Annotated in this window: 10 protein-coding genes; 5 read left to right on the top strand and 5 right to left on the bottom strand. The window is 61.2% G+C overall.

Going from position 1 to position 12,178, the window contains the following annotated elements:
• Positions 1-27: 27 nt before the first annotated feature.
• The 3 genes from J9870_RS01305 to J9870_RS01295 all read right to left on the bottom strand — a co-directional run bounded on the left by J9870_RS01305 (position 28) and on the right by J9870_RS01295 (position 3,229).
• Positions 28-1,572, bottom strand: a complete 1,545-nt coding sequence (locus J9870_RS01305) for a phosphoenolpyruvate carboxykinase (RefSeq protein WP_210642358.1) — start codon at positions 1,570-1,572, stop codon at positions 28-30.
• Positions 1,573-1,750: 178 nt separating this feature from the next.
• On the bottom strand, positions 1,751-2,653 hold the full coding sequence (hslO, locus tag J9870_RS01300; protein ID WP_210642357.1) for an Hsp33 family molecular chaperone HslO: 903 nt from the start codon (positions 2,651-2,653) through the stop codon (positions 1,751-1,753).
• A 171-nt stretch (positions 2,654-2,824) separates the two neighbouring features.
• A complete protein-coding gene (locus J9870_RS01295; protein WP_210642356.1) occupies positions 2,825-3,229 on the bottom strand; it encodes a S4 domain-containing protein in 405 nt (134 codons plus the stop codon).
• A gap of 293 nt (positions 3,230-3,522) precedes the next feature.
• On the opposite strand from J9870_RS01295, the gene J9870_RS01290 reads away from it, so the two are divergent.
• Entirely contained in the window at positions 3,523-3,945 is a 423-nt protein-coding gene (locus J9870_RS01290; protein ID WP_230682611.1) for an ATP-dependent zinc protease, read from the top strand.
• The gene (gene rimK / locus J9870_RS01285) at positions 3,942-4,847 is read left to right on the top strand and encodes a 30S ribosomal protein S6--L-glutamate ligase (RefSeq protein WP_003196697.1); all 906 of its coding nucleotides are present in this window, start codon (positions 3,942-3,944) and stop codon (positions 4,845-4,847) included. The genes J9870_RS01290 and rimK overlap by 4 nt, the downstream gene beginning before the upstream one ends.
• Positions 4,848-4,993: 146 nt before the next feature.
• Here the strand turns inward: rimK and J9870_RS01280 are convergent, their stop codons facing one another.
• Both J9870_RS01280 and ompR read right to left on the bottom strand, forming a co-directional pair.
• Entirely contained in the window at positions 4,994-6,307 is a 1,314-nt protein-coding gene (locus J9870_RS01280) for an ATP-binding protein (protein WP_210642355.1), read from the bottom strand.
• A 113-nt stretch (positions 6,308-6,420) separates the two neighbouring features.
• Positions 6,421-7,161 (bottom strand): two-component system response regulator OmpR, encoded by a 741-nt coding sequence (gene ompR, locus J9870_RS01275; RefSeq protein WP_003186825.1) that lies wholly within the window; start codon positions 7,159-7,161, stop codon positions 6,421-6,423.
• Positions 7,162-7,520: 359 nt separating this feature from the next.
• Between ompR and J9870_RS01270 the strand changes: the two genes are divergently transcribed.
• The 3 genes from J9870_RS01270 (at position 7,521) to gshA (ending at position 12,083) form a co-directional block, all read left to right on the top strand.
• Positions 7,521-9,845, top strand: coding sequence for a Tex family protein (locus tag J9870_RS01270; protein ID WP_210642354.1), 2,325 nt, complete (start codon positions 7,521-7,523; stop codon positions 9,843-9,845).
• Entirely contained in the window at positions 9,845-10,228 is a 384-nt protein-coding gene (locus J9870_RS01265; RefSeq protein ID WP_210642353.1) for a PaaI family thioesterase, read from the top strand. The genes J9870_RS01270 and J9870_RS01265 overlap by 1 nt, the downstream gene beginning before the upstream one ends.
• Positions 10,229-10,499: 271 nt before the next feature.
• Positions 10,500-12,083, top strand: a complete 1,584-nt coding sequence (gene gshA, locus J9870_RS01260) for a glutamate--cysteine ligase (protein WP_210642352.1) — start codon at positions 10,500-10,502, stop codon at positions 12,081-12,083.
• The last annotated feature ends 95 nt before the right edge of the window (positions 12,084-12,178 follow it).

Genomic DNA, 12,178 nt, shown 5'->3' with positions numbered 1-12,178 from the left:
GGCGGTTTTTTATTCGCTAACCGAGCCTTACAGCTGCGGACCAGCGGCCTTGATTGCATCGCTCACGTCGAACTTCTTGAAGTTCTCGGTGAACAAGCCGGCCAAAGCCTTGGCCGCTTCGTCGTATGCCGCTTTGTCGGCCCAGGTGTTGCGTGGGTTCAACAAGCCAGTCTCGACACCTGGAACAGCCAATGGCACGTCCAGGTTGATGATGTCCAGGTGTTCGGTTTGCGCACCGATCAGCGCGCCGCTCTGGATCGCCGCGATCACCGCACGGGTGGTCGGGATGTTGAAGCGCTTGCCGACGCCATAGCCGCCACCGGTCCAGCCAGTGTTGACCAGGTAGACCTTGGAGCCGAAGCCACGGATACGCTTGATCAGCAGTTCCGCGTATTCACCGGCAGGGCGCGGGAAGAACGGGGCGCCGAAGCAAGTGGAGAATGTCGACTTGATGCCGCTGCCCGAACCCATTTCGGTCGAGCCCACCAGTGCGGTGTAGCCGGACAGGAAGTGGTAGGCGGCTTGCTCTTCGCTGAGAATCGACACTGGCGGCAGTACGCCGGTCAGGTCGCAGGTCAGGAAGATCACCGCATTGGGCTCGCCACCGAGGTTTTTCGGCGCGCGTTTTTCGATCAACTCACGCGGGTAAGCGGCGCGGCTGTTCTGGGTCAGGCTGTCGTCGGCGTAGTCGGCTTTCTTGGTGACCGGATCCAGGACGACGTTTTCCAGTACGGCGCCGTGCTGGATGGCTTTCCAGATCACCGGCTCGTTCTTCTCGGACAGGTCGATGCACTTGGCATAGCAACCGCCTTCGATGTTGAAGACCACGCCCACGCCCCAGCCGTGCTCGTCGTCGCCGATCAGGTAGCGGCTTTCATCGGCGGACAGGGTGGTCTTGCCAGTACCCGACAGGCCGAAGAACAGGGTCACGTCGCCCTCTTCGCCCATGTTGGCAGCGCAGTGCATCGGCAACACGTCAACGGCTGGCAGCAAGAAGTTCTGGACGGAGAACAGGGCTTTCTTCATTTCACCGGCGTAACGCATGCCGGCGATCAGCACTTTCTTGGCCGCAAAGTTGATGATCACGGTGCCGTCGGAGTTGGTGCCGTCGCGCTCAGGCTCGCAGACGAAATTCGGCGCGTTGAGGATCTGCCATTCATCCTTGCCGCCGGCGTTGTACTGCTCGGGGTTGATGAACAGGCAACGGCCGAACAGGTTGTGCCAGGCAGTCTCGGTGGTCATCTTGACCGGCAGGTAGTGCGCAGGATCGGACCCTACATGCACGTGGGAGACGAAACGCTCGCGCTCACCCAGGTAGGCTTCCACGCGGTTCCACAGGGCATCGAACTTGTCGGCCGGGAACTTGCGGTTGATCGGGCCCCAGGCGATGGCGTCCTGGGTGGTCGGCTCTTCTACGATGAAACGGTCAACCGGCGAGCGACCGGTACGATGACCGGTACGGACAACCAGCGCGCCAGTATCGGCAAGCTCGCCTTCACCGCGACTCAGGGCTTCTTTAACCAGATCATCGACACTCAGATCGATGTACACGGCGTTATTGGCTTGCGTCATGAGGTTCCCCGTCGGCCCGTGGCCGAGTGCTCCAAACGTTTTGTAGTAGGAAGTCGCGCACTACTACCCGAAAAAAGTGGGCCGGATTATGCCAGAAAAGCCCAAAAAAAGTAGGGCCCTCCCGTCAGTACGGCGTAAATCCGGCGTTTGCCAGGAGATTTACCTGCGCTGAACCGTTTTAGTGACGAGTATCTGACGGTGTGTCGACACCCGCACCGGCGAACAATTGAGCAATATCCGCCGCGTCAAACAGGTAGCGCTCATTGCAAAACTGGCAATCGACCTCGATGGCACCGCCATGCTCGATCACCAGTTGCTGCGCATCTTCCAGACCCAGACTGACAAGCGCATTGCCGGAACGTTCACGGGAGCAACTGCATTGGAAGCGCAACGGCTGGCCATCGAACAGGCGCACCGTCTCTTCGTGGTAGAGGCGATGCAGCACGGTTTCATTGTCCAGGCTCAACAGTTCATCGGCGCTCAAGGTGCCGGCCAGAGCGGTGATGTGCTGCCAGCTGGCGTCACGCTCTTCCGGGTCGCGAAGGCGGTCGGCAGGCAATTGTTGCAGCAGCAGACCGCGAGCGCGCCGCCCGTCGGCATAGAGCCAGAAGCGGGTGTTGGTCTGCTGGGACATGACGAAGTAGTTGGTGAAGCAATCGGCCAGGGTCGCTCCGTCGAGATCGACAATGCCCTGGTAGCGCTGGCCTTGGGTCGGATCGACCGTCAGGGCCAGCACGCCGTTGGGCATCATGTCGGCCAGCGTCGCGTCGGGCGCGATCTGCTGCGCATCATAGCGGGCCAGGCCACGGATCTCGCGCTCACTGGAGCACTCGATCATCAGCAACGGCACCGGGCCATCGGAGCGGGCCTGGAGGATCAGCAAGCCATCGAACTTCAAGGTGCCGACCAGCAGTGCCGCAGCCGCCATCAGCTCACCGAGCATTTGTGCGACCGGCTCCGGATAGGGGTGTTTGGCAAGGACTTCGGCGTAACTACGCTCCAACGCCACCAGCTCGCCGCGGGCGTCGCTGTCATCGAAGATGAAACGCTGGGTGTAGTCGGTATCCGGTAAATCAGTCATAGGGTCTGGTATCTGAGGTGATGACAATTGTTGGCGGGCATTTTATGGCCATTCGGGGTGGGTTCCAAGCAAGGCTTGGGCTTGCCTGACGGGAAGATCCACACGATTCACCCCTGTGGACAGATACCCTCGCCACAATCGCCTGACTGACAGGCATCCAGGCCTGCGCGCCTATTCGCTATTACTGCCATGAAACCTGAACAGATCCCGGCGCTGCTTCTTGCTCGGCTTGCCATCGGTGCTGACACCCAGGGCGCCGGCCTTGCGTTGGGCCGCTGCGGTTTCGCGCTTGGCGATGCTGGCTGCGGTTTCGCGATACAGCGCCTGCGCTTCAGGCGCGCCGCGGCGCACGATCGAAAGGGCTTCGACAACCACGGTTTTTTCATCGAACCCGGTGCGAATGACAAATTCGTCGCCGATGCGCGGCTCCTTGCCCGGTTTGCAGCGTTCGCCCCGATGATGGACCTTGCCGCTTTCGATGGCGGCCTTGGCGAGGGCCCGCGTCTTATAGAATCGCGCTGCCCACAACCACTTATCGAGACGGACCTTGTCGTCCTCTTCCTGTTTTTGTGCCACTGCAATTCCTCTTTCTGCCAATAATCAGAACTGTACTACCGTTTTTGTCGGACACACGAATCCGGCACGACAGATAGAATGCCCGCCAAGCCGGCTTCACCGGCCCGAGCCGTGTGGAAAGTTACGCGCGGAAACAGGTGAGTAGATAACTGTCGCCATTTTGTGATTATTCTGCGTGAATACCGCGATTCGCGGGTTCAACGATCCGATGTACTGATCGCAGGTTGTTTTTATTGAAGACTTTTGACCATTTGACCGTTGTCGGTCTGCGCGAGTGGGTGGCGCTCCCGGATCTGGGAGTCGCGGGCCTACGGGCAAAAATCGACACCGGTGCCAGCACCTCCAGCCTGCACGCCACCGACATCGAGCCGTTCGAGCGCGACGGTGAAAAATGGGTGCGTTTCACCGCGCACCTGGGCACGGTGGTGCAGTTGCGCCATCGTCGCTGCGAAGCCCCGCTGGTGGCACGTAAAACGATAAAAAGCTCCAATGGCCACGCCCAGGTCCGCTACGTGATCAGCACCACGCTGGCATTGGGTGATCGGATCTGGCGGGTCGAGTTCACGCTGGCCTGCCGCAAATCCATGCGCTATCGCCTCCTATTGGGTTCCAAAGCCTTGATCGACGGCCAGTTGGTGGTCAATCCGGGCATCAAATACGTTCAAGACAAGCCGGTGTTCCCGGTGTCCACTACCTCTGCCACAGGTGTTGCATGAAGATCGCTGTGCTGTCGCGTAACCCGCGTCTGTATTCCACTCGTCGCCTGGTTGAAGCCGGCACCGAACGTGGCCATGAAATGGTGGTGATCGATACCCTGCGCGCCTATATGAACATTGCCAGCCACAAGCCGCAGATCCACTATCGTGGCAAGCCACTGGAAGGGTTCGATGCAGTGATCCCGCGCATCGGCGCATCAGTGACGTTCTATGGCTGCGCGGTGTTGCGTCAGTTCGAAATGATGGGCGTTTTTCCCCTCAACGAATCCGTAGCCATTGCCCGATCCCGGGACAAACTGCGCTCGCTGCAATTGCTGTCGCGGCGCGGGATTGGCTTGCCGGTAACCGGTTTTGCCCACTCACCCGACGACATTCCCGACCTGATCGCAATGGTCAATGGCGCGCCACTGGTGATCAAGGTGCTGGAAGGCACTCAAGGCATCGGCGTCGTGCTGTGTGAAACCGCGACAGCGGCGGAGTCGGTGATCGAGGCCTTCATGGGCCTGAAACAGAACATCATGGTCCAGGAATACATCAAGGAAGCCGGCGGCGCGGACATTCGTTGCTTCGTAGTCGGCGACAAGGTGATCGCCTCGATGAAACGCCAGGCCAAGCCGGGTGAGTTTCGCTCCAACCTGCATCGCGGCGGCAGTGCCAGCCTGATCAAGATCACCCCAGAAGAACGCATGACCGCTCTGCGCGCCGCAAAAGTCATGGGCCTGGCCGTGGCCGGCGTGGACATCCTGCGCTCCAATCACGGGCCACTGGTGATGGAAGTCAACTCTTCGCCGGGCCTGGAAGGGATCGAGACCACCACCAGCAAGAATGTGGCGGGGATCATCATCGAGCACTTGGAAAAGAATGGCGGGCCGAACATGACTCGGACAAAAGGCAAGGGTTAACCCGACACAAAACCCTGTGGGAGCGAGCTTGCTCCGGGCGGCGATCCGACGATGGCGGTGGATCAGCAAAGTTGATCTTGACTGATACACCGCTATCGCGAGCAAGCTCGCTCCCACAGGTTCTCTGTCTTACTTGAGAGAGATGGCTACACCGCATCCCGAGGCAGCATCAACCCCAACGGCAAGCGCACTCGCGCTTCCAGCCCACCGCCGACGCGGTTGCGCAGCTCGACGTTGCCGCCATGCATCGAGGCGATGCGCTTGACGATGGCCAGGCCAAGCCCCGTACCCTTCCCGCCCCGGGCACGGTCGCCTCGGGTGAAAGGGTTGAAAATGGCTTCCAACTCCGAAGGATCGATGCCGGCGCCACGGTCCATGACGCTCAACACCACATAGGGCGCGCTGGTGTCGCCGGAGACGTAGGCCGCCACCTCGACGCCAGTGCCAGCATGGTTCAGGGCATTGCCAATCAGGTTGTTCAGCAGACGCTTCATCGACACCCGGCGCAGCGGGAACGGTTGAATCGGCTCCAGGCGCAGGTGCACCTTTTCTTCGCCCTGGTTATAGGGCGCGACCACTTCGCGCACCAGTTCGCTGAGGTCCACCTCTTCCACCGACTCGTCACGACCGTCGCGAATGAACGCCAGGAACTGATCGAGAATCGCGTCCATGTCTTCGATGTCACGGACCATTTCATCGGTCAGGTCAGTGTGCTCGCCCATCAACTCCAGCGACAGCCGTAGCCGGGTCAGCGGAGTGCGCAGGTCGTGGGAGACACCAGCGAGCATCAGTTCGCGCTCGCGCCCGGCCTGTTCGACGTCTTCGGCCATCTGATTGAAGGCACGGTAGACCTCGGTCATCTCGCTCGGCGTGTCGCTGATGGGCAGCCGCACGCTACGGCCCTGGCCCAGTTGGCGGGCAGCGTAGACCAGGCGCTTGAGCGGTTGGTTGAGCTGGCTGACGAAGATCCACGCCGAAGCCGTCGACAGCAGGCCGATGGCCAGGAACCAGCCGAGCACGTTCCAGATTTTCTGGCCGCGCAATGGATGAGGGTACAGCGGCACTTTCAGCCAGCCATCCCCCAGGCTCGGGGCACGCACCCACAGCGCCGGCGGCGAGTGCATACGCAGTCGCACCTCGGTGTCGGCGCCGAGTTCGGCCTGCATCTGTCGTTGATAAATCTCGCTGTAAGGCCAGTGTTGCTCGCCCTCCGGCACACCGGCACCGACCACCCGGATCAAGGTCGCCGCTTCAGCGATTTTCGCTCGGTTGGTTTCGTCGGCAGCCCAATAGGCCCGCAGGGTCAAGGCAACGCCGTGGCTGTACTGCCGATCCACCAGCACGTCTTCGTTCATCAGCAGATAGACCAGGGTCAACGCCTTGGAGAAGAGCACGACGATCAGCACCAGCCAGAGGGTGCGAGAGAAGAAACTCTGGGGGAACCACACGGGGGTTTTCATGAATAACCGCTACACACTTGCAGGAGCGAGCGATGCTCGCACAATGACGGACCGCGAGTCGCCTGGAAGAACACACTCAACCAGCCAGGCTACCCGCTCCTACAAATCGCCGATCACTTGCTGGCGGCGCCATCCGGCACGAATACATAACCTACGCCCCAGACGGTCTGGATATACCGCGGCTTGGAAGGATCGGGCTCGATCATCCGGCGCAGACGGGAGATCTGCACGTCGATGGAGCGCTCCAATGCATCCCACTCACGCCCACGGGCCAGGTTCATCAGCTTGTCGCGGGTCAGCGGCTGGCGGGCGTTCATCACCAGGGCCTTGAGCACGGCGAACTCGCCGGTGGTGAGCATGTGGATCTCATTGCCGCGCTTGAGCTCGCGAGTGGCCAGGGACAGCTCATAGTCGCCGAAGGTCACGCTCTCGTCTTCGCTGCCCGGCGCACCTGGGACCGGAGCCGATTGACGACGCAGTACCGCCTTGACCCGCGCCATCAGCTCGTCGGGGTTGAACGGCTTGGCCAGGTAGTCGTCGGCACCCAGTTCCAGGCCCTTGATACGACTCAGTTCGTCACCTTTGGCGGTGAGCATGATGATTGGAATCTGGTTATTGGCGCCGCGCAGGCGACGGCAAGCCGTCAGGCCGTCTTCACCGGGCAACATCAGGTCCAGCACCACGAGGTTGAAAACCTCACGGGCCAGCAGGCGATCCATTTGCTCGGTGTTCGGTACGGTGCGGGCACGGTAGCCCTTGCTGACGAAAAAACGCTCCAGCAGGCTGCTCAGCCCGGGATCGTCGTCAACGATAAGAATTTTTTCGCCTTCAGCAGTTTGTGCAGTGCTGCTCATAGGAAGCTCCTTTGATCTTGGCGCGCATTATGGCCTAGCTGCCGTTATACGCACCGTGTGCATTGTTAGCAGATTTTTCCTCTACCTCCACGAATCCGGGTATCAAGCCTACAGACCACGACGCCCCCCCGAAGGACAGAACGCTGGTTATAATGCGCGGCCCTTTGTGCCAGGGAATGTCGGATCATTATCCCGGCGTATCGTTTTTTTCCCTTGGCCCGGCAGCACTTTTTGAATTTCGCGGGTCAACAGGCAGCCTTTTGACCCAGGCAGCGGCGCACGCCAGGCCGCTCAACCAGTCTCGCCGAGCCCCGTTTGCGCGGTGGCGAGCCTGATTTCACAATTTGTCAGGTGGTTTTATGGACAGCATCAACAGCCGCATCGCCGAGGAACTCGGCGTACGCCCACAACAGGTCGAAGCGGCCGTCGCGCTACTCGATGAAGGCTCCACGGTACCTTTTATCGCCCGTTACCGGAAAGAAGTCACCGGTAGCCTCGATGACACCCAATTGCGTCATCTGGAAGAGCGCCTGCGCTACCTGCGAGAACTCGACGAACGGCGCATCAGCATCCTGGCCAGCATTCAGGAGCAGGGCAAGTTGACCCCACAACTTGAACGCGACATCAAGCTGGCCGACACCAAGACCCGCCTCGAAGACTTGTACCTGCCCTACAAGCAAAAGCGCCGCACCAAGGGCCAGATCGCCCTGGAAGCTGGCCTTGGCGAGCTGGCCGACGGCCTGTTCAACGACCCGACCCTGGCCCCGGAAACCGAAGCCGCACGTTTCGTCGACGCCGAAAAAGGTGTGGCGGACGTGAAAGCGGCGCTGGAAGGTGCCAAGTACATCCTCATGGAACGCTTCGCCGAAGACGCCAACCTGCTGGAAAAACTGCGCAACTACCTCAAGCAGGAAGCCACCCTCAGCGCCCGCGTGATCGCTGGCAAGGAGGAAGAAGGCGCCAAGTTCCGCGATTATTTCGAACACGACGAACCGCTCAAGAGCATGCCGTCCCACCGTGCACTGGCGATTTTCCGTGGCCGCAACGAAGGCATCCTCAGTTCCGCGCTGAAAGTCGGCGATGAACTGCCCGGCACCATGCACCCGTGCGAAGGCATGATCGGCCAGCAATTCGGCATCCAGAACCAGAACCGCGCCGCCGACAAATGGCTGGCCGAGGTGGTCCGCTGGACTTGGAAGGTCAAGCTCTACACCCACCTGGAAACCGACCTGCTGGGAGAGTTGCGCGACAACGCCGAGACCGAGGCGATCAACGTCTTCGCCCACAACCTGCATGACCTGTTGCTGGCCGCGCCGGCCGGCCCGCGTGCCACCCTAGGCCTGGACCCGGGCCTGCGCACCGGTTGCAAGGTCGCGGTGGTGGACTCCACCGGCAAGCTGCTGGACCACGCCACGGTCTACCCGCACGTGCCACACAACAAGTGGGACCAGACCCTCGCCGTACTCGCCGCCCTGTGCGCCAAGCATTCGGTGGACCTGATCGCCATCGGCAACGGCACCGCCAGCCGCGAGACCGACAAACTGGCCGCCGAGCTGATCAAGAAATACCCGGCCATGAAGATGACCAAAGTCATGGTCTCCGAAGCCGGCGCTTCGGTTTATTCGGCATCGGAACTGGCCTCCAAGGAATTCCCGGACCTGGACGTGTCGATCCGTGGGGCGGTGTCCATCGCCCGGCGCCTGCAGGACCCACTGGCGGAGCTGGTGAAGATCGACCCGAAATCCATCGGTGTCGGCCAGTACCAGCACGACGTTTCCCAGTTGAAACTGGCCCGTGGCCTGGACGCCGTGGTGGAGGATTGCGTGAACGCCGTGGGCGTGGACGTGAACACCGCTTCGGTGGCGCTGTTGGCGCGTATCTCCGGCCTCAACGCCACGCTGGCGCAGAACATCGTCACCCACCGTGACGAACACGGCGCGTTCAAGACCCGCGCCGCGTTGAAGAAAGTCCCGCGCCTGGGCGAGAAAACCTTCGAACAGGCCGCCGGTTTCCTACGCGTCATGAACGGCGACAATCCGCTCGACTCGTCGGCCGTCCACCCCGAAGCCTACCCGCTGGTGCAACGCATCGCCGCCCAGACCGACCGCGACATCCGTTCGCTGATCGGTGACGCCGCGTTCCTCAAGCGTCTGGACCCGAAAAAATTCACCGACGAAACCTTCGGCCTGCCGACTGTGACCGACATCCTCCAGGAACTGGAGAAACCCGGCCGCGACCCGCGCCCCGAGTTCAAGACCGCGGAGTTCCAGGACGGCGTCGAAGACCTCAAGGACCTGCAACCGGGCATGATCCTCGAAGGCGTGGTGACCAACGTCACCAACTTCGGAGCCTTCGTCGACATCGGCGTGCACCAGGACGGCCTGGTGCACATCTCGGCCCTGTCGGAAAAGTTCATCAAGGATCCGCGCGAAGCCGTGAAGGCCGGTGATGTGGTGAAAGTGAAAGTCATGGAAGTCGACATCCCACGCAAACGCGTCGGCCTGTCGATGCGCATGAGCGACACGCCGGGCGAGAAAGTCGACGGTGCCCGTGGGGCTCGTCCGGGCTCGACGCCGCGCCAGTCGCAGAACACCGCGCCGCGCAAGGAAACCACCAGCGCGGCCCCGACGAACAACGCCATGGCCTCGTTGTTCGCCAACGCCAAGCAGTTGAAGAAGCGCTGATGGACGCGCCGGCCGGGTTGGTGGAAAGTGCGTTTTTCAAGCTGCTCGGCTGCCGTTTGCAGAGCCTTGGGGACGGGGTGGCGCAAGTCGCCCTGGGCCTTGAGCCGCCGTTGCGCAATCGTGGCGGCAAGCTGCACGGCGGCGCGCTGTTCAGCCTGGTGGACATCGCCATGGGCCTGGCCTGCTCCAGTGTCCACGGCTTTGACCAGCAGAGCGCGACCATTGAATGCAAGATCAACTACATTCGCGCCGTTTCCGACGGCGAAGTGTTGTGCACCGCCCGGGTCATCCACCCGGGCCGGCGCACACTGGTGGTCGAGGCCGAGGTGATGCAAGGCGACAAACTGGTCGCAAAAGCGCAAGGCACGTTCGCTGTCCTATAGCTCCCCATCATCGATTTGGGGTAATTTCGACGCCACGAATGCGGTGTCGGGCTTTTCTGTGGAAGCGAGCTTGCTCGCGATAGCGGTGGTTCAGCAACGTTCATGCTGACTGACCTTGCGCCATCGCGGGCAAGCTCGCTCCCACAGGGGGTTGCGACGATTAGCCTTAAGCCACACAAAAACCAGGCGAAAACGCCAGTTTTAACTTCACCCTTGTAGACCGTCTTGCCCACCCCCATATTGGGGCGACTGACGCGTGAAGGAATTCAACTTGAGCGACCTTTTAAACCGCCGCCTGGCCCTGCTCGGCGAGCGCGCCAACCTCTCCCTGCTCGAACAGTGCCTGCACGGCATCGAGCGTGAATGCCTGCGTGTCACGGACCATGGGCGTCTGGCACAGACCCCGCATCCCCGGGCGCTGGGTTCGGCGTTGACCAACGAACAGATCACCACGGACTATTCCGAGTCGTTGCTGGAGTTCATCACCCCGGCCCTGGCCGACCCAGCCGATACCCTGCGTAGCCTCGACAAAATCCATCGGTTTGCCTACAGCAAGCTCGGTGACGAGTACCTGTGGAGTCCTTCGATGCCGTGCCCGCTGCCGGAAGAAGAAGACATCCCGATCGCCTACTACGGCACCTCGAATATCGGTCGGCTCAAGTACGTCTACCGTAAGGGCCTGGCCCTGCGCTACGGCAAGACCATGCAGTGCATCGCCGGGATCCACTACAACTTTTCCCTGCCGGAAAAGCTCTGGCCCTTGCTCCGGCAGGCCGAAGGCGTCGAGGTCAGCGACCGTGACTTCCAGTCGTCGGCCTACATCGCACTGATCCGCAATTTCCGCCGCTACAGCTGGTTGTTGATGTACCTGTTCGGCGCCTCGCCGGCCCTGGACGCCGGTTTCCTGCGCGGTCGCCCGCACCAGTTGGAACAACTGGATCCGGACACCTTGTACCTGCCCTACGCCACCAGCCTGCGCATGAGCGACCTGGGCTACCAGAGCAACGCCCAAGCCGGCCTGACACCGTGCTACAACGACCTGACGAGCTACACCGATAGCCTGCGCAAAGCGGTGGCAACGCCCTACGCGCCCTACGTTGAAGTTGGCACTCACCAGAACGGCGAGTGGGTGCAGCTCAATACCAACATCTTGCAGATCGAAAACGAGTACTACTCCAACATCCGGCCCAAACGTGTGACCTACACCGGCGAGCGGCCGATCCAGGCCTTGATGGCCCGGGGCATCCAGTACGTCGAAGTGCGTTGCCTGGACATCAACCCGTTTCTGCCGATGGGCATCGACCTCACCGAATCGCGGTTTCTCGATGCGTTCCTGCTGTATTGCGGCCTCAACGACAGCCCGCAGCTGGAAAACAATGAGTGCAGCAACGCCACGAGCAACTTCCTGACGGTGGTCAAGGAAGGTCGCAAGCCTGGCCTGCAATTGCAGCGACAAGGCCAAGCCGTGGACATGCAGGCCTGGGCCATCGAATTGCTGGAAAAAATCGCGCCGCTGGCCTCGCTGCTCGACCAGAGTCACGGTGGCGACGCCCACCGCCAGGCATTGGACGCGCAACTGGCGAAGGTCCGTGATCCCTCCCTGACGCCCTCCGCCCAAGTGCTGGCGGCCATGGCCGAGCATCAGGAAAGCTTTGCCCAGTTCTCCCTGCGCCAAAGCAAAGCCCACGCCGAATACTTCCGCGCCGAGCCATTGCCAACCCAGGAGCAGACAGCCTTCGAAGACGCCGCCCGTGAATCCCTGGTTCAGCAAACTGAGCTGGAGCAGAACGAGGTGGGGGATTTCGATGTGTTCGTGGGTTCGTATCAGGCGAGCATTCTGGCGATCAGTAACTGACCAAACATTTCCATGGCTCCTGCGTGAAAGTGCAGCTTTTGTGGCGAGGGGATTTATCCCTCGCCACAAAAGCTGCAGGCAAGCCCTACTTCTGC

It is taken from the genome of Pseudomonas sp. Tri1, assembly GCF_017968885.1.
In the GTDB taxonomy this organism is placed as follows: Bacteria; Pseudomonadota; Gammaproteobacteria; order Pseudomonadales; family Pseudomonadaceae; genus Aquipseudomonas.
The sequence above is the reverse complement of the archived record's forward strand: the minus strand, read 5'-3'. Positions and strand labels throughout refer to the sequence as shown.

Bases quoted from the DNA above. Each gene is read 5' to 3' on its own strand.
- ompR (WP_003186825.1), bottom strand. From the start codon at position 7,161: ATGAGCAGCACTGCACAAACTGCTGAAGGCGAAAAAATTCTTATCGTT.
- J9870_RS01265 (WP_210642353.1), top strand. From the start codon at position 9,845: ATGGACGCGCCGGCCGGGTTGGTGGAAAGTGCGTTTTTCAAGCTGCTC.
- J9870_RS01280 (WP_210642355.1), bottom strand. From the start codon at position 6,307: ATGAAAACCCCCGTGTGGTTCCCCCAGAGTTTCTTCTCTCGCACCCTC.
- hslO (WP_210642357.1), bottom strand. From the start codon at position 2,653: ATGACTGATTTACCGGATACCGACTACACCCAGCGTTTCATCTTCGAT.
- J9870_RS01305 (WP_210642358.1), bottom strand. From the start codon at position 1,572: ATGACGCAAGCCAATAACGCCGTGTACATCGATCTGAGTGTCGATGAT.
- J9870_RS01270 (WP_210642354.1), top strand. From the start codon at position 7,521: ATGGACAGCATCAACAGCCGCATCGCCGAGGAACTCGGCGTACGCCCA.
- rimK (WP_003196697.1), top strand. From the start codon at position 3,942: ATGAAGATCGCTGTGCTGTCGCGTAACCCGCGTCTGTATTCCACTCGT.